Here is a 24,102-nt window from a genome sequence, read left to right as displayed (position 1 = left end):
GCTCAGTCGCGCAGCAGGGCCATGAGCTCGTCGGTGCGCCACTTCACCTGTGCCGTGCCGCGAGCCGCTTCGAAGCGATCGGGTCGCGTTCGCCGGCCCGGCCGGTCGCCACCGGCTTTGCGCACCACGACTTCGCCGTCGCGGTTGACCACGAACTCCACCTGGCTTCCAGGCGTGAGATCAAGGGCGTCGCGCAGGCGCTTGGGGATGGTGACCTGGCCCTTGACGGTGATCGTGGTGTCCATGGCTGGCTCGGTATTACTTTGATTGCGAAGGTAATACCATGCTGGATGGCGGTGGCGCAAGCCGCGGGGCCAGCATGGACCGGGGTCAGCTACTTGTCCGAAGTTCAGGTGATGTCCGCTTGCGAGTCCGCCTGCATCTCATACCGCGTCGGCCTCGGGTTGAGATGGCCGCAGGCCTTGCAGGTGCGCAGTGCATCGCTGCGGTAGAAATTCTCGAATACGCGGAAGAAGTCCTGTTCGATGTCCTCGAGGTGGAAGAACTCCTCGTAGACCTTCTCGTTGCAGGCCTCGCAGAACCACATCAGGCCGTCGTCCTCGTGCGCCAGGCGGCGGCGCTCGATCACCAGACCGATGGACCCTTCGGCGCGCTGCGGCGAGTGCGGCACGCGCGGCGGCAGCAGGAAGGTCTCGCCGGCGCGGATCGGCACGTCGCGCACCTTCCCGTCCTCCTGGATGCGCAGCACCATCTCGCCTTCGAGCTGGTGGAACCACTCCGGGCCTTCTTCCCAGTGGTAGTCGGTGCGCGCGTTCGGGCCGCCGACCACCATCACGATGAAGTCGCCGTCGTAGATGCACTTGTTGCCCACCGGCGGCTTCAGCAGGTGGCGGTTGTCATCGATCCATTTCTGGAAGTTCAGCGGTGCGGGAATCATGGTCGGTCTCCCGTGGAGGCTTCAGTCGCGCAGTGGCGGCAGGGCCGCCACGCACTTCAGCTCGATCGCGATCGGCGTCGGCAGCGCGGTGATGCCCAGCGTGGTGCGGCAGGGCGCGCTGGCGAGGTCCGGGAAGTGTTCGGCCCAGGCCGCGTTGTAGGCCTTGAAGTCGCGCGCCATGTCGGTGAGGTAGACGGTCACGTCGACCAGGTCCTCCCAGCGCGCGCCGCTGGCCTCGAGCACCGCGCGGACGTTGGCGAACACGGCGCGGGCCTGTGCGGTGATGTCGTAGTCGCGCACGCGACCGTCGGCGAAGTAGTCGTTGCCGGGGATCGCGTCGGTGGCCGGGTCGCGCGGACCGATGCCGGACAGGAACAGCAGCCCGCCCACGCGGCGTGCGTGCGGGTAGGCGCCGACCGGCTTCGGCGCGGTGTCGGTACGAACGACGCGCTCGCCCACCTCAGCGGTCCTCCCGGTCGTCGCGGATGCGCTCCAGCGCCGGCTCGTATTGCTCCGGCAACGCCGCGGCCGAGTCGATCGACAGGCCGAGGTCGTGCACCCGGCCGTTGCGCAGCGAGTACACCCAGGCGTGCACCGCGAGCTTCTGCCCGCGCGCCCAGGCCTCGCGGACCACGGTCGATTCGCAGACGTTGATCATCTGCTCCAGCGCGTTGAGTTCGCACAGGCGGTCGTGGCGGATGCCGTCGTCGTCGATCGCCTCGACGATGGCGCGGTGCTTGTGCTTGACGTCCTTGACGTGGCGGATCCAGTTGTCGGCCAGGCCCACGCGCTCGCTTGTGAGCGCTGCACCCACGCCGGCACAGCCGTAGTGGCCGACGATCAGGATGTGCTCGACCTCGAGCACGTCGATGGCGTACTGGATCACCGACAGGCAGTTGAGATCGGTGTGCACCACGACGTTGGCGACGTTGCGGTGCACGAACACTTCGCCCGGGGCCATGTCGATGATCTGGTTGGCCGGCACGCGCGAATCGGAGCAGCCGATCCAGAGGTACTTCGGCTTCTGGATCTTCGACAGGCGCGTGAAGAAGCCGGGATCCTCGGCCTCGACGCGTTCTGCCCAGATGCGGTTGCGTTCAAGGAGGTCGTGCATTCGGTGCATGGGATTCCGTCGTGCTGGGGGGAAGGAGGGGCGGGCGCTCAGGTCGCGATGCAGATGTTGCGCGGTTCGGTGAAGAAGCGCATGGCGTCCAGGCCGCCTTCGCGGCCGAGGCCGGACTGGCCCATGCCGCCGAACGGCGTGCGCAGGTCGCGCACCAGCCAGGCGTTGATCCAGACGATGCCCGCACGCAGCTGCGCGCCGAAGCGGTGCGCGCGGGCCAGGTCGCGGGTCCAGACCGAGGCCGCCAGGCCGTAGTCGCCGGCATTGGCCAGCGCCAGTGCGTGGTCGTCGTCGTCGAAGGGCTGCAGGGTGGCGACGGGCCCGAAGATCTCTTCGCGGTTGCTGGCGCAGCCGGGACCCAGGCCTTCGATCACCGTGGGCGCCACGAACCAGCCCGGACGCTCCAGCGCCACCCCGCCACACAGCAGCTGGCCGCCCTCGTCCCGGGCGCGCGCGATCGCGGCGACCACCTTGTCGAAGTGCACCTGCGAAACCAGCGGCCCGAAGTCTGCGTCGCTGTCCATGGGATCACCCGGTCGCAGCGCCAGCGCGCGCGCCACGAAGGCTTCGCGGAACTCGGCGTACACCTTGCGTTCGACCAGGATGCGGGAGCCGCACAGGCAGATCTGGCCACTGTTCTGGAACGCGGAGCGGACCATGGTGTCGAGGTGGTCGCGCCAGTCGCTGTCGGCGAAGACCAGGGTCGGGTTCTTGCCTCCGAGCTCCAGCGACACCTTCTTCAGCAGCGGCCCGGCGATACCGGCGATGCGCTTGCCGACCGCAGTGCTGCCGGTGAAGGAGATCGCCTTGACCGCGGCGTGGCGGACGATCGCTTCGCCGACTTCGGGGCCGCCGCCGTGGACCACGTTGAGCACGCCGGGCGGCAACCCGACTTCGAGCGCCAGTTCGCCGAGCATGGTCGCGGTCGCCGGCGTGACCTCGGACGGCTTTGCGACCACGGTGTTGCCCGCGGCCAGCGCCGGCGCGATCTTCCAGGTGAAGAGGTACAGCGGCAGGTTCCAGGGCGAGATCGTCCCGACCACGCCCAAGGCCTGGCGCAGGGTGTAGTTCAGGCCGGCTTCGCCGTGGTGCGATTCGCTGGAGAACTGCGTGGCCGCGTGGGCGAAGAAGCGCAGGTTGGACACTGCTCGCGGGATCTCCGCGTCGCGGGCCAAGGCGAAGGGCTTGCCGCCATCGCGGGCCTCGGCATGGGCGAAGTCGTCGGTGCGCGCCTCAAGGGCCGCCGCCAGACGTTCCAGGTGCTGCGAACGTTCGCTGTTGCGTAGCCCGGACCAGGCGGGGAAGGCCTCCATCGCCGCGTCAACCGCCGCGTCTACATCGCCTGAATCACCGTCCGCTACTTCGGCATACGCCTGTCCGGTGGCTGGATCGAATACGTCGCGCCAGCGGCCGCTGGCGGCGTCTCGGGTCCTGCCGCCTATGACGTGTGGATAGCGTCGCATCCCGCAAGCTTACCTGCGGCGGCCCGGGTCGTCAGGCCTGGCAGGCTTGGCAGAGGTAGAGCCGGCGCGATCCCGCGCTCATACGTTCGATCGCGGCGCCGCAGGCGGGACAGGGCTGGCCGTCGCGGCCGAAGACCTGGAAGCGATAGGCGTCCGGCGTATCGGTGAGGTAGTCGTCGCGCATGCGGTCGGCCGGTGCGATGCCGCGGGTGGCGTAGCTCAGCCGCGGGATCTCGATCAGCGCCTGTGCCAGGCGTGCGCTGGTCGTGGCGTCGAGATCCTTCGGCCGTCGCTCCGGCCGCAGCCCGGCGACGAACAGCACCTCCGAGCGCAGGTAGTTGCCCATGCCGGCAAGGAAGCCCTGGTCGAGCAGCAGCCCACCCAGCGCACGGCCGCGGAAGGCCGGCGACCGCAGGCGGGCGGCCACCGCGGCGGCGTCCAGCGCAGGGTCGAGCACGTCGGGGCCGAGCCCCTGCAGGAAGGGATGCGATTCGACCTCGTCGCTGCGCCACATCGAGACGTCGGATGCGGAGTACAGCAGGATCGCGCTCCCGGCCGTTTCCAGGGCCACGCGCAGGGAGCGCTTGCCCTCCGGGCGCTCGCCTGCGTTTGCGACTTTCCAGACGCCGTACAGCTGGTTGTGGCTGTACAGCGTCCAGCCGTGATCGAAGCGGGTGAGCAGTGCCTTGCCGCGCGCCGTGATCGACTCGATGCGATGGCCGACCAGTTCGCGCTCGAAGCGCTTCAGCTCGGGGAACGCGAACTCAACGCGGACCAGCGGTTCACCGACCGCCGCCGCGGCGAGGCGGTCGGCGGCACGGCGGATCTCCGGGCCTTCGGGCACGGCCTCAGATCGAGGCCATGCGCCCGCCGTCCACCGCCAGGCTGACGCCGTTGACGTAGGCCGCGGCCGGCGAGCACAGGAAGGCGATGACGCCGCCGGTCTCGTCGGCGGTGGCGAAGCGGCGAGCCGGGATCGCGGCCTCCATGTCGCGGCGGATGTCGTCCTCGCTGCGGCCTTCCTTGCCCGCGCGGTCGCTGATGATCTGGCGGATGCGCCCGGTTTCGGTGAAGCCCGGCAGCACGTTGTTGACGGTGATGCCGTCGGGCGCGAGTTCGCGCGACAGGGTCTTGGCCCAGGAAGCCACCGCGCCGCGGGTCGTGTTGGACACGCCCAGGCCCGCGATCGGCTCGCGCACCGAGGTCGAGACGACGTTGACGATGCGCCCCCAGCGCGCCCCGCGCATGCCCGGCAGCACCGCCTGCAGCAGCACCTGGTTGGCGAGCAGGTGGCGACGGAAGGCCTCCTCGAAGGCCGCCAGCGACGCGTCGGCCAGCGGGCCGCCCGGCGGGCCACCGGTGTTGTTGACCAGGATGTGCACCGGGCGCCGGGCGACCACCGAGGCCACGGCCTTTTGCAGGCCGTCGGTGTCCGCGCTGTCGGCCACGACCAGGCGGTGTTCGCGGCCGTCGCCCGCGGCGAGCCCGTCGATCACCTCGCGCAGCGCTTCTTCGCGGCGGGACAGCACGGTGACACTCGCGCCAAGCGCGGCCAGTTCAAGCGCGGTGGCGCGGCCGATGCCTTCCGAAGCGCCGCAGACCAGGGCATGACGCCCCTTGAGATCGAGATCCATGCTGTCCTCCATTGAAGCCGTGGGGTTGTGCTGGTCAGGCCTTTCCGCCGCGCAGCGTCTGCACCATGCCGGCCTGCAGGACGGTGTCGTCATCGCCCTTCGGTGGCGCGAGTTCGTCGAGCATGAAGCCGCGTTCGGCCGCGTCGGCCTCGTCGATGCCCTCCAGAGCCACGAACTCGGCGTCGAGCAGCATCGCGCGCGCAGTGTCCTCGCTTTCATAGACCAGGGTGTTGCCGTCGCTGTCGAGGACTTCGGCGGTGCCGGCCTCGCGCACGCGCAGCCGCGCCCAGATCACGATCCGGCCGAGGCTCGCCAGCCACCATTCGTCGCGCTGCGCCGTGTCCATCGGGCCGGTCATGACAGCGCCACCGACCACAGCCACATGATGGCGGCGCCGCCCAGGCCGAAGATCACCGTCGACAGCGCGATGCGCGCCGGCGTGGCCAGGCCGGTGAAGGTCGGGTCGCGGGTGTCGCGGTACCCGCCTCCCAGCAGCCACCACATCACGGCAGGTTTCAGGAAAGCGCCGTCGCCGAGGCGTTCGCGCACGTCCGGGTGGCGATCGCGCAGGTGCACCAGCGACAGCGGCCAGAAGATGATGTACGCGCAGGCGCCGGCGATGGCGATGCCGACGAAGCACAGGGCAAGGAACAGCAGCACGGCCTCAGTACTCCGCGGTGCCGGGCGCGCGCGGGTAGGGGATCGCGTCGCGGATGTTGGACAGGCCGCAGACGTAGACCACCAGGCGCTCGAAGCCGAGGCCGAAGCCGGCGTGCGGCACGGTGCCGTAGCGGCGGAAGTCGCGGTACCAGTCGTACAGCTCACGGTCGAGGCCGAACTGGTCCATGCGCGCGTCGAGCACGTCCAGGCGCTCCTCGCGCTGCGAGCCGCCGATGATCTCGCCGATGCCCGGCGCCAGCACGTCCAGCGCGGCGACGGTTTTCCCGTCGTCGTTGAGGCGCATGTAGAAGGCCTTGATGTGCTCGGGGTAGTTGGTGACCACCACCGGGCGGCCGACGTGTTGCTCGGTCAGCCAGCGTTCGTGCTCGGTCTGCAGGTCCAGGCCCCATTCGACCGGGAAGTCGAACTTGTGGCCGGACTTCTGCAAGAGGGTGATCGCGTCGCCGTATTCGATGCGTTCGAACGGCGCGTTGACGAAACCCTCCAGGCGCGTGATCGCGTCCTTCTGCACGCGCTCGGCAATGAAGGCCATGTCGTCGCCGCGTTCGTCGAGCACGGCGCGGAACAGGTATTTCAGGAACTCTTCGGAGATGCGCGCGGTGTCGTCGAGGTCGGCGAAGGCGATCTCCGGCTCGATCATCCAGAACTCGGCCAGGTGGCGGGTGGTGTGGCTGTTCTCGGCGCGGAAGGTCGGGCCGAATGTGTAGACCTTGCTCATCGCCAGGGCGAAGGCTTCGACGTTGAGCTGGCCGGAGACGGTAAGGAAGGTCTCCTTGCCGAAGAAGTCGCGGCTGAAGTCGACCGCGCCGTCCTTGCCGCGCGGCAGGTTGGCCATGTCCAGGGTGGACACGCGGAACATCTGCCCGGCGCCTTCGGCGTCGGAGGTGGTGATGATCGGGGTGTTGACCCAGAAATAGCCGTTCTCGTGGAAGTAGCGGTGCGCGGCCTGCGCCAGGCAGTGGCGGATCCGGGTGACGGCGCCGAACAGGTTGGTGCGCGGGCGCAGGTGGGCGACTTCGCGCAGGAATTCCAGCGAGTGCGCCTTGGGCTGGATCGGATAGGTTTCCGGGTCGTCCACCCAGCCGACCACTTCGATCGCGGTGGCCTGGATCTCGAAGCCCTGGCCCTGCCCCTGGGAGGGCACCAGGACGCCGGTCGCGATGACCGCGCAGCCGGCGGTCAGGCGCTTCACTTCGTCCTCGTAGTTGGGCAGCGCGCTGGGCGCGACCACCTGCACGGGGGCGAAGCAGGAGCCGTCGCTGACGTTGACGAAGCTCAGGCCTGCCTTGGAGTCCCTGCGGGTGCGCACCCAGCCGCGGACCGTGACTTCGCCGCCGGCGGGCAGTTTGCCCGAGAGCGCATGTTCGACGCTGACCACCGTCATGCCTTGAATCCTTGGGGAGGGGACCGATACTTGTTGTGCAGTTTACCGGACGCATCCCGGGCGTACCTGCCCCTTCGGAGTACAATCGACGCCATGGCCATCACTCTTGCTCCCGCCGCCCTTGAACGCGTGAAGGGCTATCTCGCTTCGGCACCCGACGCCCTCGGGCTGCGCTTCGGCGTGCGCCGCACGGGCTGCTCCGGCTGGGGCTATGCGGTCGACCTGGCGCGTGATGAACAGGCCGGGGATACGGTGTTCGAGCAGGACGGGGTGCGCATCTTTGTCGATGCCGACAGCCTGGAGTTGGTCGACGGGACGCAGATGGACTTCCTGAAGCAGGGCCTGAACGAGCAGTTCACGTTCAGCAACCCGAAGGCGGCTGCGGCATGTGGCTGTGGCGAGAGCTTTACTACGGACGCTGACAAGGCGGCCTGACGCAGTTGGGGAGCGGTCTCAGGCGCAGCCGCAGTGTTTGATCGTAGTCCGCGGGGGCGGAGGATGGGCGGGTACTCCGCCGGCGTCGCGGTGGAGCTGCCCTTGATTGCCGGCGGAATACCCGCCCACCCTCCGCTGCCAGCGCTGAGGTGAATCGGTGGAAGAGCCAAGAGCGCAGCGCCTTTTCGACGTTTCCACGGCGGGGAGCAGCGAGAAGAGCGCAGCGCTTTTGCTTTTTTGGCGACTCGCGGCCAAGCGCCGCGAGGCGGCTGGGGGGTGCGTAGTGGGCATAAAGGCCCGCGCAGCGGGACAGCCCACGGAGTACCCACCAGTCGCCGTATCGCGCGCCTCCAGGAGCCCGTCCAAATGTCCCCGTCGAAGGGGTGGATGGGGATAGTGGTAGGGCGGGCGGGTCGCAGCTGTAGCTGCTCCTACAGAGTTGCCGAGGGCTCGTGGCAGTGCCATACTGTTCGGCTCCCGTTTTGCGGGAGACCCTTGCCCCACGGCGTCCGCCTGGACCGTCCCGGGGGCTATCCGGGCCCGCGGCATGCCGCGCGGCCGATATCCACAAGGAACAACACATGCGTCACTACGAAATCGTGTTCCTGGTCCATCCGGACCAGAGCGAGCAGGTGCCGGCCATGGTCGAGCGCTACAAGACCCTGATCGAAGGTGCCGAAGGCAAGATCCATCGCCTCGAGGACTGGGGCCGCCGCCAGTTGGCGTATCCGATCGACAACCTGGTCAAGGCCCACTACGTGATGCTCAACATCGAGGTCGGCCAGTCCGTGCTCGACGAGCTGATCGAAGGCTTCCGCTTCAATGACGCCGTCCTGCGCCACCTCGTGGTCCGCCGCGAAGAGGCCGAGACCGAGCAGTCCCTGATCATGAAGAACAAGGACGAGAAGCCGGAGAAGACCGACCGTCCGGAGCGCGGCGAACGCCGTCGCCGTGACGACGAGGGTGAGAGCGAGGGCGAGGGCGAGAAGGAAAAGCCCGCCGCCGAGCCTGCCGACAACTCCGAAGCCGACTGAGGATCACGCACATGTCCAAATTCTTCCGCCGCCGCAAGTTCTGCAAGTTCACCGCCGAGGGTGTCAAGGAGATCGATTACAAGGATCTCAACACCCTGCGCCAGAACGTGACCGAGAACGGCAAGATCGTCCCCAGCCGCATCACCGGCACCAAGGCGAAGTACCAGCGCCAGCTCGCCACCGCCGTCAAGCGCGCGCGCTTCCTGGCCCTGATCCCGTACACCGACAACCACAACATCTGATCCCGAGGCCGCCCGTCATGGGCGGCCCGGCCACCGTCCGTTCGGACAGCACCGGTTGCGGCGCGCCTGCGCGCCGCTAACGAATACGGAGATACCCCATGGATCTGATCCTTCTCGAGAAGGTCATCAACCTCGGCAACCTTGGCGACAAGGTCAGCGTGAAGCCGGGCTACGGCCGCAACTTCCTGATGCCGCAGGGCAAGGCCGTGCCGGCCACCGCCGCCAACATGGCCGGGTTCGAGGCGCGCCGCGCCGAGTACGAGGCCAAGGCCGCAGGCCAGCTGGACGACGCCAACAAGCGCCTGGCCGCGCTCGAGGACGCCAGCGTCACGATCTACGCCAACGCCTCCACCGAGGGCAAGCTGTACGGTTCGGTCGGCCCGCGCGATATCGCCGAGGCGCTGACCAAGGCCGGCACGCCGGTCAACAAGTCCGAGGTGGTGATGGGCGAGGGTGCGTTCCGCACCATCGGCGAGTTCGAGGTCATCGTGCACCTGCACGCCGACGTCGAGACCACCGTCAAGGTGGTGATCGAGCCTGAAGCCAACTGATACGGCCTCACCGCCGGAATCACGCGACGGGCGCCGAAGGGCGCCCGTCGTCGTTTCAGGGTGCCTGCGGTCTCGCCTGCTGCGATGCCCACCGGTTATCCACAGGGTTGTCTGCAACGCTTCGGGCGCGGAGGCGACTACGATGTCAGTCCGATACAGAACAAGGGGCCGCACTGACGGCCCCCGCAGGGGAGTCCCGATACCGATGAGCGCACGAGCCGGCTTCCAGCCGAAGGACCGGGACTTCCAGGGTCGCGGCGAAGCCCGGATCGAGCAGTTGCGCGTGCCGCCGCAGTCGGTCGAAGCCGAGCAGGCGGTGCTCGGTGGCCTGATGCTGTCGCCCGAGGCCTACGATCGCGTCGGCGACCAGCTTGTCGAGGATGACTTCTACCGTCGCGACCACCAGCTGATCTTCCGCGCCATCAAGGAGCTCGCCGATCGCAGCCGGCCCTTCGACGCGGTGACGCTGGGCGAGTGGTTCGAGTCCCAGGGCCATTCGGAGCTCGTCGCCGGTGGCGCCTACCTGGTCGAGCTCGCCACCACCACGCCGTCCGCCGCCAACATCGTCGCCTATGCCGAGATCGTGCGCGACAAGGCCGTGCTGCGGCAGCTGATCGAGGTCGGCACGGAAATCGTCAACGACGGGTTCCAGCCCGAAGGCCGCGAGAGCGCGGAGCTGCTGGCCAAGGCCGAGCAGGAAGTGTTCGCCATCGCCGAAGCCGGCAATCGCGGCCGCAGCGACTTCACCGCGGTCAACCAGGCCATGGCCGAGGCCTTCGACGTCCTGCAGACGCGCTATGCCAACGGCGGCGGCATCACCGGCCTGCCCACCGGCTACGTCGAGTTCGACGAGATGACCGCCGGCCTGCAGCCGACCGACCTCCTGATCCTCGCGGCGCGCCCGGCCATGGGCAAGACCACGCTGGCGCTCAACATCGCCGAGTACGCGGCGATGAAGACCAAGAAGCCGGTCGCGGTGTTCTCGATGGAAATGTCGGCCAGCCAGCTTGCGCTGCGCCTGATTTCGTCGGTGGGTCGGGTCAACGCCACCCGCCTGCGCACCGGCCAGCTGGAGGACGAGGACTGGAGCCGTATTTCCAGCGCGATCCGGCTGCTGAAGGAAACCAGGATCTTCATCGACGACACCCCGGCGCTGTCGCCCGACGTGCTGCGCGCCAAGGCGCGGCGGCTCAAGCGCGAGCACGGCCTGGGCCTGATCGTGATCGACTACCTGCAGCTGATGGCGGTGCCCGGCAACAAGGAGAACCGCGCCACCGAGATCTCGGAAATCTCGCGCTCGCTCAAGGGGCTGGCGAAGGAGCTCAACGTTCCGGTGCTGGCGCTGTCGCAGCTCAACCGCTCGCTGGAAACGCGTACCGACAAACGCCCGGTGATGGCCGACCTGCGCGAGTCCGGCGCGATCGAACAGGACGCCGACGTGATCGTCTTCATCTACCGCGACGACTACTACAACAAGGAAAACTCGCCGGACAAGGGCCTGGCCGAAGTGATCATCGGCAAGCAGCGCAACGGCCCCACGGGGTCGGTGAAGCTGAAGTTCTTCGGCGAATACACCCGCTTCGACAACCTTTCCCACGATTCGGTCGGCAGCTTCGAGTAGCCGCGCGTGAGCCTGCACGCGGCCGAGCGCCCGACGCGGATCCTGGTCGACCTCGACCGCATCGCCGGCAACCTGCAGGCGATCCGCGCCCACGCCGGCGTGCCGGTGATGGCCATCGTCAAGGCCAACGCCTACGGCCACGGCCTGGTTCCTGTGGCGCGGCACCTGCAGGAACAGGGCGTGGAGCAGCTCGGCGTCGCGTTCCCGGAAGAGGGCATCGCGCTGCGCCGCGCGGGTATCACCGTGCCGATCCTGGTGCTGGGCGGGATCTTCGGCCCGCAGGTTGCGCAGTACATCGCTCACGACCTGGCCATCACGGTGTCGTCGCTGGAGAAGCTGCGCCAGGTCGAGGCCGCCGCTGAGGCGCTGGGGCGTCGCGCGACGGTGCACCTCAAGGTCGATACCGGCATGGAGCGCATCGGGGTACACGCCTGGAGCGCCGGGCCCTTCATCCAGGCCGCGGTGGCCTCGCAGTGGATTGGACTGGCCGGGATCTACTCGCATCTCGCCAGCTCGGATGAACCCGATTCGCCGATGACCGCACTGCAACTGGCACGTTTCGACGAGGCCTGCGCGCACTTCGCGCGCATCGGTGCGCCGACGCCGCCGCGACACATCGCCAACTCCGGCGGCATCCTCCATTTCCCGGAAACGCGGCTCGACATGGTGCGCCCCGGCATCCTGCTGTACGGCGTGCTGCCGGGCGCCGGCGCCCGTCCCGCCGTGCCGGTCGAGCCTGCGATGTCCCTGGTTTCGCGGGTGGTGTACTTCAAGGTGGTCCGGGCAGGCCACACGGTGAGCTACGGCGCAACCTGGGCGCCCGGCGACGACACGCGCGTGGTGACGGTACCCATCGGCTACGGCGATGGCTTCCCGCGGGCGCTTTCGTCCCGCGGCCGGGTGCTGATAGGCGGCCGGCGATATCCGATCGTGGGGCGGGTGTGCATGGATCAGTTCATGGTCGATATCGGCCAGGACAGCGCCTGGAACGAGGACGAGGTGGTGCTGCTCGGGCGCCAGGGTGATGCAGAGCTGCGCGTGGAAGGGGTGGCCGAAGCTGCCGGGATGATTCCCTACGAAATCCTGGTCGGACTCAACGACCGCATACCGCGCGTCTATCGCGGCGCCGGCTATACGAAAACTGAATAGGCTCAGGGCCATCACTCCGCCGGGACGCGGACGCGGGTAGCTTGGCCGCGTTCACTTATCCGGGCGCCGAGCGCCCCTACAGGAGCCTCCCATGCGCAATTCGCCCCGAATCCTGCTTGTCAGTCTTGCCACCAGCGCAGTCATGCTCACCAGCTGCGCGACCTACACGGGCCAGACCAGCGATCCGAACGATCCGAACAGGACCCGCACGGGTGCCCTGGTCGGCGCGGGCATCGGTGCGGTTGCCGGTTTGCTGAGCGGTTCCGACGCCACCGAGCGCCGCCAGCGCGCCCTGGTCGGTGCCGGCGTCGGTGGATTGGCCGGTGGTGCCGTGGGCGTCTACCAGGACCGACAGGAGGCCGAGCTGCGTCGCCAGACCGCAGGCACGGGCATCGTCGTCGACCGCGAGGGCGACGTGATCAAGCTCAACCTGCCCGACGGCGTGACCTTCGATTTCAACAAGACCGAACTGAAGCCGCAGTTCTACCCGGCGCTCAACAACGTCGCCGCGACGCTTGCCGACTACAACCAGACCATCGTCGAGGTCGCCGGCCATACCGACAACGTCGGCGGTGACGCGGTCAACCAGCGCATCTCCGAGCAGCGTGCGAACTCGGTGGGCAACTACCTGATCGGGCAGGGCCTGCAGCGCGAGCGCTTCGAGATCGTGGGCTTCGGCAAGACCATGCCGATCGCCGACAACTCGACCGAGCAGGGCCGCGCGCAGAATCGCCGCGTCGAGATCCGCGTGGTGCCGCTGCGGGGCTGATCTCCGGATCCATCACCCAGGCAAACGAAGGGCCGCAGCGATGCGGCCCTTTTTTTTGCGTTGTCCGGCCACGCCGACGTGGCGCTGGCCTCCACCAATCCGGCGCATTCAAGAATGCGGACGCCGGCGTGCGGCACGCTCCAGCCACCACAGCGCTGCGGCGGCCAGCAGCCAGGCCAGGAACCAGGGCCAGCGCGGGCCGGCGTCGGTGAACGGCGTGGGCCTGTCTCCGGCGCCGACGTCCGGGGGCGGAGCGGTCACGGCCAGGCGCAGCGTGGCGTCCCGCCGCGTTCGCGCAGCGAGGCCCGGCAGTGCATCGGACGCGTGCACGTACAGCATGGGTGCGGCCTCGCCTTGGCCCGCGCGGTGCCAGCCGCTGTCGCGCGGCCATACCGCGGCGCAGCCGGCGGCAAGGGGATCGGCCTGCGGATGCAGGCGGCTGCCATCCGGGGCGACCAGGTCGGAACCGGGCGCGAAGTCGCAGAGCGTGGCACGCCGGCCGGCGCGAGCGATGCCGTCGAAGCGCGGCGCCCTGGCGGCGCCGGCGCGGGCGAGCGTGGCCGTCGCTTCGCTCCACAGGCGGGCGTGTCGCCGGCCGTGCCCGGTGAGCACGAGGCGGAAGCTCTGGTCGAGGTTCCAGATCGCGATCCGGCCGCGTCCCGACGGGCGCCAGCGCGCAAGCGACGTGCCGGAGGCGTCGTCGAGCAGGGACACCGAGCCGTCGGCGAGGATCGGATGCGGCTGGCGTGCGAGCGGAGGGGGGGCTTCGTTCGTGGCGTCGCTGGCGGGTAGGGGACTGGCCGCGGTAGCGGTAGTGGTGGCATCGGCCGTGGACGCATCGCCTGCCTCCAGGAACACATTGGCATCCAGCGCGGGATCAACCGGTCCGAGCGTGAAGCCGAGTTGGCGCAGGGCATCGCGCGTGGCGGCGGGCGCGGCGCTGATGCGAAGCATCAGGCCCAAGCCTTGCCCGACCGCGGCAAGCAGGGCGCGGCGCGCGGGTGCTCCCAGGCCGTTCCAGCCGCGCTCGTCGACGATGACCAGGTCGAAGTCCGACAGGCTGTCCGGGTCGAAGGCGGGCGGCGGGTCGCCCAGGGCTACGCCGCCGCCCAGTGCCATGCGGCTGTGCAGGGACAGGCCGGCGTCACTGGCCCAGCGCCGCAGGTATTTCAACTCCGGACTGGGTGCGCCCGAGAGCAGCAGCAGGCGTGCGCCGTCGCCAGGGCGCGGGTCGACGGGAATTTCGGCTTCGGCTTCGACCTCGCCCTCGAGCCGCAGCCTGTAGATGGCGGGGCCGGATGCCCGTACGGGCGCCAGCAGCCGGAAGCGGCCCTCGTCGTCCGGTGTGGCGCGGTCCTGGACGGTGCCGGCGGGGTCGAGCAGTTCCACGCGGCGCGCTGCCGCATCCTGCACGCGGCCGGCGACGCGCAGCACGCCTCCGCTGGCCACGCGCGCCGGCGCATGCAGTTCGACGAGGCCCGGCGGCAGCGGTGGCGGGTCGAACGTGACCGGCAGGCCCTGCGTGGCCTCGCGATCGCGCGCTTCCAGTCCGCTCCCCAGGACGTGCAGGCGATCCGCCTGCGGATGCAGGCGCAGCGCCGTGGCGAGGTCGGGCACGCGCCGCGCCACCGCGGCGTCGATCGCATCGCTGCCTGCTTCGGGCAGGGCGACGAGGAGGGCGCCATCACGCGCCGCTTGGCGCGCCTGCGCCGCGTCCGTCCCGGCGGTCATGAGCACCAGGCTCGCCTGTCCGATCGGGCGCGCGGGCGGCAGCAGGGTTGCATACAGCAGAGCCGCGCAGGCGCACTGCAGGAGCAGGATGGCGGCGAGATGCCCGGCGCCGGGTCGCAGCTGCGCGGGCAGGTGGCGCCAGCGCAGGGCGCGGCGCAGCGAGCCGGCCACTGCCGCCAGTGCCAGCACCAGCGCGATGGTCGTGGCGAGGCTCATTCGCCGTCTTCCCCGTGCAGCGCATCCAGATAGGCCTTGCCGACGGCATCGGGACCGCGGCGCTGGAGCGGCGCCGCCGTCGGTGGCCGGGTCAGCGGCCAGAGCAGGGCGCGGAGGCGTTGACGGCAATCTTCGCAGGCGGGGTCGCGCTGCACGGCATCGACCGCGGCCATCACCGCCAGCGGATCGCTGCCCTGCTCGCCGTTGGCGGCCAGCCAGGCCGACAGCGCGCCCAGGTCGATGCTGGCCTCGCCAGGCGGCGTGGCGAGGGCGCGCCAGAGCCTGGTGGGCAGGTCTTCGTCCAGGCGGGCGGGCGCCAGCGGGGCGCGCCGACTGGCGATGCCCGCGCGATCGCCCGAGAGCCGCCGGCCGAAGTCGACCGGCGGCAGTCCGGTGCCGGTACGTGCGAGATGGATGCGGTCGGTCTGCTGGATCTCCTTGACCAGGACCAGGGCGCGGTTCGCAGGCGGCAGCGCGTCGCGCGGGCGTGCCTGGCGCAGGGCGAGTTCGGACTGCCACATCTCGCCCAGCGCGCGGCGCAGCAGGGCGCGCGTCTTCGGGTCGAGCAGGGTCGCGGCCTCGGGGATGTCGTGGACGTGGCCGAATTCCTCGAGCACGTCGCCGGCCTCGCCGAATCCGCTGCGGCCGGGTTCGCCCGGCGGAGGGGCATCGCCGGAGGCATGGTCGTGTCCGTCGCCCGTCGCCGCGGGTCCGCCATGCCCGCTGTCGCTCTCGTCGCCGTGTTCGCGGGCCTCGTCCCGGGCGGCGGACACCATCTCGCGCCATGCGTCGGCCTCGTCCTCGGCGTCGCTGGTCGGCAGCAGGATCGGCGGTGGCGGCAGGTCGTCGGCATCGACCTGTCCGCGGGAAGGCAGCGTCGGGGCGCCCTCGCTTTCCTCGCCCAGGAACTGTCCGTAGCGCAGCCGCAGCAGGCGCTGGTCCACCGCGATCGCATCCGAGCGCGCGCCGAAGGCCTCGTCCTGCAGCCGCGGGCGCTCGGCGATCAGGGCCTCGGCATCGATGATGATCCGGCGCTGGCTGGCGAAGTAGGCGGGCAACACCTTCTGCAGCACGCCATCCATGCCGCTGTCCCCGCGCGCCTGCGGCGGCGGCCAGCGGAGGATGTGGCTGGCACTGCGCGCGGACTGCGCGCGCCCGGGGCGATTGTCGTGCACGACGAAGTACACGATCAGGTCATCGCCTTCGGCGAGGCCGAGCGCATCGAGATCAAGCTGCTCCGAAAACCGCCGGCCGTGCCGGTCGCCGCGCCCGCTGAGCTGGCGGACGTCGTCGCGGAACCGGATGTTCTCGCCGCTGCCTTCGGTCATGGTGAGGTGCATCGTGGCGCTGGCGGCAAGTCCGTGGTCGTCCCCGGCTGCGAAGGCCAGCGTCCAGCGTCGCTGTCCTGGCGTGCGCAGGCTGAGGGTCTGTGCCGGTGCGGTGACCCGGATCGATGGCGGGAGGTCGCGGATCACGTCGATGCGGTGCAGGACCTCGTCACGCCAGGGCCGGGCAGCGCTGGCGACGATGCGATAGAGGCCGGGCTGCCCGGCGACGTCTTCGGCGCGCCAGTGCTCGCCATCGCGTTCGAGCGCGATCCGCCGGCCGTCGACGAACTCCAGCGCCACCGCGTCGGGCGGAGTGTTGAAGCGCAGCGTCCAGGCCAGCGTCGTGCCCTCGGGGACCTTCGCGTCCAGGACTGCTTCCTCACGCGCGGGCAGGCGGGTATAGGCGGGCGGGGTGATGCCGAGGCGGTGTTCGAGCAGTTCGATCGCGACCGGCGTGGCGGCCGTGGCGGTGCGGGTGCTGCCCGTGCCTGGCGAAGTGCCGGGGGACGATGCGGCCGGCCACAGCAGGATGGCTGCGATCAGCAGGGCGGCGGTCGCGGCGCTGGCCAGGATGCGGGCCAGCGGCCAGGGTGCGCGGACGCCGGCGGCCTCGGCGGAAGGCAGTCGCTGCAGGATGCGATCGCGCTGCAGCCGCGCCAGCGGCGGCAGGCGTGACCCATCGACGGCGAGCAGGGCGCTGCTGTCTTCGAGCCGTGGATGGCGGGCGTCGAGATGGCGCTGCAGCCAGCCGTGATCGAGCGCCCGGGAAGACCACCGGGCCAGCGCCAAGACGAGGAGCAGGGCGGCAAACGCGATGCCCACGATCAGCGCCGGGCGTCCATCGCCGAGGCGCCAGGCGATGACGGTCGCGACGGCCACCCAGGGCAGGGCGGGTGCCAGCGTGGCCGCGAACCGGCGACGCCGCGCGGCGCGCAGCAGCTGCCCGAAGGCGTCGCTGCTCATGCCCCGCGCTCCCGGCGCGGTCCCGCCGCGAGCCAGCGCTCGAACAGGAACAGCAGGCCGATGGCCAGCGCCAGCCAGGGTGAAAGCTCGCGCAGCGCCTGCGGCCAGGGGCCGACATCCGCCGGCAGCGGCGCATGTTCGGCGGCGAGCACGCGCGAGGGCGCGGGCGGCGGCTCGATGGCGACGTGGAGCCGGTGCGGGAAGTCGGCGTCCAGCAGGATCGGGAGCGCCTCGGGGGCCAGCGGTCGCGTCCACTGCAGGACGCGACCGCTGCCGAGCGCGGCCGCGCGCAGCAGCGGTCGGCCCTGTTCGTCTTCCCACAAAGACGCGGCGTCTTCCAGCGCCGGCAGCCGCGTGTCGTGGGCGAGCAGCGCAGTGCCGCCGGCCTCGATCCATGCAATCGCCTCCGGTGGCAGCGCCCCCGGCGTGAGCCACGCGCGCACGTCCAAGCCGTCGCCGCCGAGAGTTGCCCGCCAGGCGGCAGCCACGGCTTGCAGGTAGCGCGCGCCGGTGCCGTTCCCGGCGTCTTCGATGAGGAGCCGCGGTGCGGGCGATGCCGGGGCGCCTCCCTCCCGGGCGACGGGCGACGACGCGCCGGCCGCGGGAATCACGCGCCAGTCCACCGGACGCGACAGCCGCGGACGATCGGCATCGACGCCGTCCAGCACGGGTGGCACCAGCACGACCAGCGGGGCACCGGTTGCCATGTGCATGTCGAGTTGGCGCAGCAGGCTGATGGTCATCCGGGCGTCGGTTGGTGGCGGAGCTTCGTCCAGCGATGGGAAGCCCGGGGCCAACCAGCGGCGCTGGATGTCCGTGGAACCACCATCGTCGTTGCTGCCGTGATCGCCGCCCGCATCCGCTGCAGCAGCTTCCGCACTGGAATACGCGGCGTCGCGAAGCGAGTCCGCGCCAACGCCCGGCGCCGCGACGATCCACGGCGTTCCGCCGCCCGCAAGCGGCAGCACCGGCCGCGCCATCAGCAGGGCCAGCAGAACGATGAGCAGCAGCCGCAGGATGAGCAGCAGGCGCTCCTCGAAGCGCAGCCGCTGGCGCGGCCGCAGTCGTGCCGTGAGCCAGCGCAGCGCTGCGAAGTCGACCGGCTGCTGCTCTTCCCGCCGCGCCAGGTGCAGCAGCAGCGGCACGGCGAGCGCGACCAGTGCGGCAAGGCCGGCGGGCAGGAGCAGGGCCGGACTCACGCTGCCCCGCCTCCGGCACCGGCGCCGCCGTCGAACAGGCGCCGCAGCGGCAGGTCGAGCGGTTCGTCGAGCATGTATTCCACCTGGCGGATGCCGGCGGCGGCCAGGTGCGCGGCCTGCTCGCGCCGTGCGGCGCCAAAGCGCTGCAGGAAGTCCGCGCGCATGGCGCCGCCGTCACCGCGGAGTTCCGTGCCGGCCTCGACGTCGCGGAAGACGTGTCCGCGTTCGAAGGGGAAGTCGCGCTCCTCGACGGACAGGAGGCGGATCGCAAGGACCTCGCGCTGCGCCGCCGCCAGGCGCCCGGCCAGCGCCAGCGCCTGCGCATCGAAGCCGTCGGTCAGCAGCAGCACCAGGTCCCGTGGGGCGATGCGTCCGTGCAGCGGCGCAAGCGCGCCCGTGGCCGGCCAGCTGCCATCGGCCTGCAGGCGATCGAGTGCGAGCAGGCAGCGGTCGCGGTGTCGCGCTCCGCCCGAGGCCGCCTGCATCGCCAACCCGTCGCCGTTCACCATGGCCAGTCCGAAGCGGTCGCCCTGGCGCAGCGCGATGTCCATGGTCGCGGCGGCGAGTCCACGGGCGGCATCCAGCCTTGACCAGTCGGGACGCGCACGATCGGCCTGCGCCATCGACGCGCTGGCATCGACGAGGATCCAGATCGCCAACGGGCTGTCGCGCTCGGCTTCGCGCACGAACCAGCGGTCGGAGCGCGCGTAGAGTTTCCAGTCGACCTGGCGCGGCTCGTCGCCGGGCTCGTAGGCGCGGTACTGGGCGAACTCGATGCCGGCGCCGCGGGTGCGGCTGGCGTGCAGGCCGAAGCCGCGGTCGCCCTGGGCCCGTCGCGGGGTGATCGCGATCCGCCGCAGGCGCGCGCGGACATCGGCCGGCAGGAAACCGGGCGTGGACATCGCGCGGCCGCTCAGGCGGCCGGTGCGGGCACGGCCTGCAGCAGGGCCGCGACCACGTCGTCGGCGTCCTTCTGCTCGGCTTCGGCGGCGAAGGACAGGAGCAGGCGGTGGCGCATCACCGGTGCGGCCATCGCATGCACGTCCTCGCGCGTGGCCGCGTAGCGCCCCTGCAGCAGTGCCCGCGCCTTCGCCGCCAGGACCAGCGACTGGCCGGCGCGCGGGCCGGCGCCCCAGCGCACCCAGTCGCGCACCGCCTGCGGCGCATCCGGGCCGGGGCGGCTGGCGCGCACCAGGCGCGTGATCCAGGCCAGCAGGTCCTCGCCCAGGTGCACCTCGCGCACCAGCGCCTGCAGTGCCAGCACGTCGTCGCCGTCCATCACCTTCGGGACGAGCGGGCGGGCGCTGCCGGTGGTCTGCAGCAGGATCTCGCGCTCCTCGGCCTCGTCTGGATACTCCACCCGCACGTGCAGCAGGAAGCGGTCCAGCTGCGCCTCGGGCAGCGGATAGGTCCCGGCCTGCTCGAGCGGGTTCTGGGTGGCGAGCACGAAGAAGGGCGCGGGCAGGGCGTGGGTAGTGCCGGCGTAGCTGACGGTGCGTTCCTGCATCGCTTCCAGCAGGGCGGCCTGGGTGCGCGGCGGGGTGCGGTTGAGCTCGTCGGCCAGCAGCAGGTGGGTGAACACCGGGCCGCGCTGGAACGTGAAGCTGCGCCGGCCGGTGCCGTGCTCCTCTTCCAGGATCTCGGTGCCGAGGATGTCGCTGGGCATGAGGTCCGGGGTGAACTGGATGCGGCGGAAGCCGAGGTCGAGCGCCTGGCCAAGCGAGCGCACGAGCAGGGTCTTGCCGAGGCCGGGGACGCCCTCGAGCAGGCAGTGGCCGCCGGCGAGCAGGGCGACCAGCATCTGCTCGACTACCGCGTCCTGGCCGACCACGGCCTGGGCGATGGCGGCGCGCAGGGCGCCGATGCGGTCGAGCTGTTCGCGGATGCGGGATTCGTCGAGTGTGGGGTTCATTGGCAAGCGATACCGATTGTTCTCTGTTGGGGCAGGCTTCATGCGCTCAGGGCGTAGACGACGATGTTGACCGCGAACTTCGTGTTGTCCTCGGCCAGGAAGCGCTTGTTGCGCCAGTCGTAGTCCCACTCGCAGCCGTAGTCCTTGTTGCTGTAGAGCACGCCCAGGCGGCCGTCGACCTCGATGCCCTTGAGGTAGTCGTGCACCAGGTCGTCGCCCCAGCCGTTGAGCTCGTAGCTGGTCGCGGGTGGGCCGTCGGGGAAGCGGAAGAAGCTGGAATAGAGCGGATGGGTGTTCGGCAGCTTGCCCAGGGCGTCGCCGCCGAAGATGTCCGCCATCTGCCGTTCGAAGGACTTCGCGAACAGACCGTCGATGTCGTGGTTGCAGTCGTCGACGAAGACGAAGCCGCCGTTGCGCACGTAGCGCTCGAAGTTGCGCCGCTCGGCCGGGCTGAACTCCACCAGCTTGTGGCCGGCCAGATAGCAGAACGGCGCCAGCAGCATCTTCGGATCGGCCAGCGCGACCACGTGCTCCTTCGGATCCACGCGCAGGCTGGTGTAGTCGACCAGCGCGGTGGCCAGGTTGGCCGGCATGCGCTGGTCGACGTCCCAGTTCCCGGAGTCGTACTTCAGGCGGGTGAACCAGAAGTCATGGCCGGTGTTGGCGCGCGCGGTCGCCGGGAGCACGGAGGCCGCGAATGCGGCGGCAAAGAGGCGCAGCGCGCCGCGGCGGTCCACGTCGCCCCGGCCCCCGCCCTCAGACCGCGTCCGAGAGCGAGGTGAAGGTGAAGTCGCGCAGGCGCATCGGCGGGATCATCATGCTGAAGCGCGATTCGTCGCCGCTCACGCGCACGGGCTTGCCGAGTTCGTCGATGTTGTTGAGCATGATCACCGGCGACTCGTTGAAGCGGAAGTTCTTCAGCGGGTACTTGATCTCGCCGTCCTCGATGTAGAAGGTGCCGTCGCGGGTCAGGCCGGTCAGCAGCACGGTCTGCGGGTCGACCATGCGGATGTACCAGGTGCGGGTGACCAGGATGCCGCGCTCGGTGCCGCGCACCAGGTCGGACGTGGACGCATCGCCGCCGGCCATGATCAGGTTGCCCGGTCGCGCGACTTCCTCCCGGCCCTGCTGCTTGGCCCAGTAGCGCGAGTACAGCAGGTTGGCGACCTTGCCCTGGTCGATGACCGGGATCCGCGTGCGCGGCAGGCCTTCGCCATCCCAGGGCATGACCGGCGCATCCTGGTCCCAGGGATCGGCGTGGATGCTGACGCGCGGGTCGAAGACCTGTTCGCCCAGCTTGTTGCCGCCGCCCTTCTTCGACAGGAAGCTGCGGCCTTCATCGGCCTGGCGGGCGTCGAAGAAGTTCATCATGAACGAGATCAGGCCGGCTGCCGCGTGCGGCTCCAGGACCACGGTGTACTTGCCCGGCTCCAGTGCGCGCGCGTTGGCCGAGGCGCTGGCCTTGCGGATCGCGGTGCGCACGTCGCGGCCGGCGTTGAACGGGCCGATGGCGGTGACGTTGCGGCCGACCCAGCCCGAACCCGTGCCGTCTTCGGTGCGCACGGTGCAGGTGTAGTCGGCGCTGGTGGAGGTCTGGTAGCCGAAGTTGCCGTTGCTGTTGGCGAACGCGGTGAAGCCGCGGCTGTCCTCGAGGAAGCCGGCGGCGATCAGCTTGTCGGCGCGGCTGGGGACGATGGAGTCCGCGGCGACCTGCGCGCGGTACTCGGGCGTGATCGCCGCGGTGGCGTCGTCCCAGGTGGCGCTGGGCCGGTAGTCCTGCTTGCCGATGGCCGGCATGAACTCCGGGTTCTCCGGCGCCAGGCGGGCGAGGTCCTCGGCGCGGCGCACCACGCGCTCCAGCGCGGCGTCGTCGAATTCGTTGATGCTGGCGGTGCCGACGCGCTTGCCGAAGGCGACCTGCACGGCCAGCTCGGTGTTGTCGACGATGCCGCTGGTGGAGACGTTGTTGAGCGCGAAGCGGATGTTGCCGGCGGTCGTGCCGGCGAGCGTGGCCGTGCACTCGTCGGCGGTCGACAGCGCGACCACCTTGTCGAGGATGGCCTTGGCCTGGGCTTCGGTGAGGATGGGCATGTTATGGGTTCCTGTGTCCGGTCAGCCGAGGTTTCGGGCGGTGTTGATGACGTTGATGCCGTTGAAGCGCGCGGTGCTGGAGCCGTGCGAGACCGCCGACACCTGCGAGGGCTGGCCCTTGCCGTCGAAGAACGAGCCGCCGAGGCGGTAGTCGGACTCGTCGCAGACCGCGACGCAGGCGTTCCAGAACTCCGGCGTGCGGATCTGGTAGGCCACGTCCTCGACCATGCCGGTGATCGCGCCGTCCTTGATCTCGTAGAACAGCTGGCCGCCGAACTGGGCGTTGTAGCGCTGCTGGTCGATCGAGAACGAACCGTCGCCGACGATGTAGATGCCGTCCTCGACGTCCTTGACCATGTCGGCGACCGAGAGCTTGGCCTTGCCCGGCGCAAGTGACACGTTGGCCATGCGCTGGAACTGCACGGTGGACCAGGAGTCGGCATAACAGCAGCCGTCGGACTCGGTCTTGCCGACGATATGCGCCTGGTCGCGGATGGTCTGGTAATCGACCAGGATGCCGTCGCGGATCAGGTCCCAGCGCTTGCACTTCACGCCTTCGTCGTCGTACGCCACGGCGCCGAGGCTGCCGGGCTGGGTCTTGTCGGCAAAGATCGTGACTTCGTCGCTGCCGTAGCGGAAGCCTTCCTCGCGCTTGTCGATCGTGGCGAAGCTGGTGCCGGCGTAGTTGGCCTCGTAGCCGAGCACGCGGTCGAGCTCCAGCGGATGGCCGACCGATTCGTGGATGGTCAGCCAGGTGTGCGAGGGGTCGAGCACCAGGTCGTAGCGGCCCGGCTTCACGGTCGGCGCCGACAGCTTCTCGCGCGCCTGCTTCGCCGCGGCCACGGCGTCCTCGACCATGTCGTAGGAATGGCCGTAGTTGACCACGCCGTTGGGCGAGACGTATTTCTGCGAGGCGTCGCCGGCGAAGTACTCGTAGCCCAGGCCCATCGGCGAGGACAGCCCGGAGCGCGAGCGGAACTTGCCGCTGGACTTGTCGATCGCGGTGACGTTCATCGGCGCCCAGATGCGGTGCACGTCCTGGTCGATGTACGAGCCGTCGGTGGAGGCGAAGTATTTCTGCTCGTTGACCGCGAACAGGGTGGAGTTGACGAAGTCGGCCCCGGCATTCGTGGCCGCGGCGTTCACCGACAGCAGCAGCTCGACCTTCTCCTTCACCGGCACTTCCATCGCATTGCGGCCGATGGGCGTGCGCCAGGAGACTTCGCCGTACCCGGGCGCGGCGGCGAACTGCACCGGCGCGGTCTGGATCCTGGCGTTGGCGTGGGCGATCGCCGCGGCCTGGCGCGCGGCGCCGGCCACGCCGTCGGCGCTGAGGTCGTTGGTGGCCGCGAAGCCCCAGGCACCGCCCGCGATCACGCGCACGCCGACGCCGGTGGACTCGGTGTTGACCACGTTCTGCACCTTGTCCTCGCGGGTGACCACGAACTGGCGCAGGTAGCGGCCGATGCGCACGTCGGCGTAGGTCGCGCCGGACTCGCGCGCCGCCGACAGCGCGGCATCGGCAAGCGCCTTCTTGCGCACGACATCGATGGAGGTGGCGAGCTCCTCCGCGGCGATCGCGCGGGTGAACAGCGAAGGCACCATCAGGCCGCCCAGGCCGATGCTGCTGAAAGTCAGGAAATCACGTCTGTCCAAGGCTCGCTCCCCGGTGTGTGCG

The 24,102-nt window shown here is 70.0% G+C and carries 25 protein-coding genes; 7 read left to right on the top strand and 18 right to left on the bottom strand.

Annotation, left to right across the window (positions count from 1 at the left end; translation table 11 throughout):
* Positions 1-2: 2 nt before the first annotated feature.
* The 10 genes from ACW7GZ_RS04440 to asnS all read right to left on the bottom strand — a co-directional run bounded on the left by ACW7GZ_RS04440 (position 3) and on the right by asnS (position 7,183).
* Positions 3-245 carry an AbrB/MazE/SpoVT family DNA-binding domain-containing protein gene (locus tag ACW7GZ_RS04440; RefSeq protein WP_457003767.1) on the bottom strand — a complete coding sequence of 81 codons (243 nt, stop codon included), beginning with the start codon at positions 243-245 and terminating at the stop codon, positions 3-5.
* A gap of 104 nt (positions 246-349) precedes the next feature.
* Positions 350-898 (bottom strand): 3-hydroxyanthranilate 3,4-dioxygenase, encoded by a 549-nt coding sequence (locus ACW7GZ_RS04435; RefSeq protein WP_457003769.1) that lies wholly within the window; start codon positions 896-898, stop codon positions 350-352.
* A gap of 21 nt (positions 899-919) precedes the next feature.
* Complete coding sequence (locus ACW7GZ_RS04430) at positions 920-1,357, bottom strand: RidA family protein (protein ID WP_457003771.1); 438 nt, start codon at positions 1,355-1,357, stop codon at positions 920-922.
* Position 1,358: 1 nt separating this feature from the next.
* On the bottom strand, positions 1,359-2,021 hold the full coding sequence (can, locus tag ACW7GZ_RS04425) for a carbonate dehydratase (protein ID WP_457008059.1): 663 nt from the start codon (positions 2,019-2,021) through the stop codon (positions 1,359-1,361).
* A 38-nt stretch (positions 2,022-2,059) separates the two neighbouring features.
* Positions 2,060-3,484 (bottom strand): aldehyde dehydrogenase, encoded by a 1,425-nt coding sequence (locus ACW7GZ_RS04420; protein WP_457008057.1) that lies wholly within the window; start codon positions 3,482-3,484, stop codon positions 2,060-2,062.
* 31 nt (positions 3,485-3,515) lie between these two features.
* Positions 3,516-4,328, bottom strand: coding sequence for an endonuclease VIII (gene nei / locus ACW7GZ_RS04415; protein WP_457003776.1), 813 nt, complete (start codon positions 4,326-4,328; stop codon positions 3,516-3,518).
* A 4-nt stretch (positions 4,329-4,332) separates the two neighbouring features.
* Positions 4,333-5,118, bottom strand: a complete 786-nt coding sequence (locus tag ACW7GZ_RS04410) for an SDR family oxidoreductase (protein WP_457003777.1) — start codon at positions 5,116-5,118, stop codon at positions 4,333-4,335.
* A 34-nt stretch (positions 5,119-5,152) separates the two neighbouring features.
* Entirely contained in the window at positions 5,153-5,476 is a 324-nt protein-coding gene (locus tag ACW7GZ_RS04405) for a hypothetical protein (RefSeq protein ID WP_457003779.1), read from the bottom strand.
* Positions 5,473-5,778 (bottom strand): hypothetical protein, encoded by a 306-nt coding sequence (locus ACW7GZ_RS04400; RefSeq protein WP_457003781.1) that lies wholly within the window; start codon positions 5,776-5,778, stop codon positions 5,473-5,475. The genes ACW7GZ_RS04405 and ACW7GZ_RS04400 overlap by 4 nt, the downstream gene beginning before the upstream one ends.
* A gap of 4 nt (positions 5,779-5,782) precedes the next feature.
* Complete coding sequence (gene asnS, locus ACW7GZ_RS04395) at positions 5,783-7,183, bottom strand: asparagine--tRNA ligase (protein WP_457003783.1); 1,401 nt, start codon at positions 7,181-7,183, stop codon at positions 5,783-5,785.
* Positions 7,184-7,276: 93 nt separating this feature from the next.
* Here asnS and ACW7GZ_RS04390 point away from each other — a divergent pair, with 93 nt between their 5' ends.
* From ACW7GZ_RS04390 to ACW7GZ_RS04360, 7 genes are all read left to right on the top strand, one after another.
* The gene (locus tag ACW7GZ_RS04390) at positions 7,277-7,618 is read left to right on the top strand and encodes a HesB/IscA family protein (protein WP_457003785.1); all 342 of its coding nucleotides are present in this window, start codon (positions 7,277-7,279) and stop codon (positions 7,616-7,618) included.
* A 581-nt stretch (positions 7,619-8,199) separates the two neighbouring features.
* On the top strand, positions 8,200-8,652 hold the full coding sequence (gene rpsF / locus ACW7GZ_RS04385; RefSeq protein WP_457003787.1) for a 30S ribosomal protein S6: 453 nt from the start codon (positions 8,200-8,202) through the stop codon (positions 8,650-8,652).
* 11 nt (positions 8,653-8,663) lie between these two features.
* Complete coding sequence (gene rpsR / locus ACW7GZ_RS04380) at positions 8,664-8,894, top strand: 30S ribosomal protein S18 (RefSeq protein WP_343254345.1); 231 nt, start codon at positions 8,664-8,666, stop codon at positions 8,892-8,894.
* Between the two features lie 98 nt (positions 8,895-8,992).
* Positions 8,993-9,445, top strand: a complete 453-nt coding sequence (gene rplI / locus ACW7GZ_RS04375; RefSeq protein WP_457003789.1) for a 50S ribosomal protein L9 — start codon at positions 8,993-8,995, stop codon at positions 9,443-9,445.
* A gap of 205 nt (positions 9,446-9,650) precedes the next feature.
* Entirely contained in the window at positions 9,651-11,066 is a 1,416-nt protein-coding gene (locus ACW7GZ_RS04370) for a replicative DNA helicase (RefSeq protein WP_457003791.1), read from the top strand.
* 6 nt (positions 11,067-11,072) lie between these two features.
* Positions 11,073-12,215: an alanine racemase gene (gene alr, locus ACW7GZ_RS04365; protein ID WP_457008055.1), complete on the top strand. Its 1,143-nt coding sequence runs from the start codon at positions 11,073-11,075 to the stop codon at positions 12,213-12,215.
* Positions 12,216-12,306: 91 nt separating this feature from the next.
* Positions 12,307-12,984 carry an OmpA family protein gene (locus ACW7GZ_RS04360; protein ID WP_457003794.1) on the top strand — a complete coding sequence of 226 codons (678 nt, stop codon included), beginning with the start codon at positions 12,307-12,309 and terminating at the stop codon, positions 12,982-12,984.
* A 108-nt stretch (positions 12,985-13,092) separates the two neighbouring features.
* Here the strand turns inward: ACW7GZ_RS04360 and ACW7GZ_RS04355 are convergent, their stop codons facing one another.
* From ACW7GZ_RS04355 to ACW7GZ_RS04320, 8 genes are read right to left on the bottom strand one after another with little or no spacing between them, the layout of a single operon-like run.
* Complete coding sequence (locus ACW7GZ_RS04355; protein ID WP_457008053.1) at positions 13,093-14,931, bottom strand: carboxypeptidase regulatory-like domain-containing protein; 1,839 nt, start codon at positions 14,929-14,931, stop codon at positions 13,093-13,095.
* Positions 14,928-17,222 carry a hypothetical protein gene (locus ACW7GZ_RS04350; protein WP_457008052.1) on the bottom strand — a complete coding sequence of 765 codons (2,295 nt, stop codon included), beginning with the start codon at positions 17,220-17,222 and terminating at the stop codon, positions 14,928-14,930. Before ACW7GZ_RS04350 ends, ACW7GZ_RS04355 begins: the two co-directional genes overlap by 4 nt.
* Complete coding sequence (locus tag ACW7GZ_RS04345) at positions 17,219-18,421, bottom strand: BatA domain-containing protein (protein WP_457008050.1); 1,203 nt, start codon at positions 18,419-18,421, stop codon at positions 17,219-17,221. Before ACW7GZ_RS04345 ends, ACW7GZ_RS04350 begins: the two co-directional genes overlap by 4 nt.
* Entirely contained in the window at positions 18,418-19,323 is a 906-nt protein-coding gene (locus ACW7GZ_RS04340; RefSeq protein WP_457008048.1) for a DUF58 domain-containing protein, read from the bottom strand. The genes ACW7GZ_RS04345 and ACW7GZ_RS04340 overlap by 4 nt, the downstream gene beginning before the upstream one ends.
* 11 nt (positions 19,324-19,334) lie before the next feature.
* A complete protein-coding gene (locus ACW7GZ_RS04335; protein ID WP_457003801.1) occupies positions 19,335-20,333 on the bottom strand; it encodes an AAA family ATPase in 999 nt (332 codons plus the stop codon).
* A gap of 38 nt (positions 20,334-20,371) precedes the next feature.
* Positions 20,372-21,070, bottom strand: coding sequence for a DUF4159 domain-containing protein (locus ACW7GZ_RS04330; RefSeq protein ID WP_457003803.1), 699 nt, complete (start codon positions 21,068-21,070; stop codon positions 20,372-20,374).
* Positions 21,071-21,089: 19 nt separating this feature from the next.
* Positions 21,090-22,424, bottom strand: coding sequence for a TldD/PmbA family protein (locus tag ACW7GZ_RS04325; protein ID WP_457008046.1), 1,335 nt, complete (start codon positions 22,422-22,424; stop codon positions 21,090-21,092).
* Between the two features lie 21 nt (positions 22,425-22,445).
* Positions 22,446-24,080, bottom strand: a complete 1,635-nt coding sequence (locus ACW7GZ_RS04320; protein WP_457008044.1) for a TldD/PmbA family protein — start codon at positions 24,078-24,080, stop codon at positions 22,446-22,448.
* Between the last annotated feature and the right edge of the window lie 22 nt (positions 24,081-24,102).

It is taken from the genome of Luteimonas sp. A537, from assembly GCF_054052065.1.
This window is presented reverse-complemented; position numbering and strand designations above follow the sequence as displayed.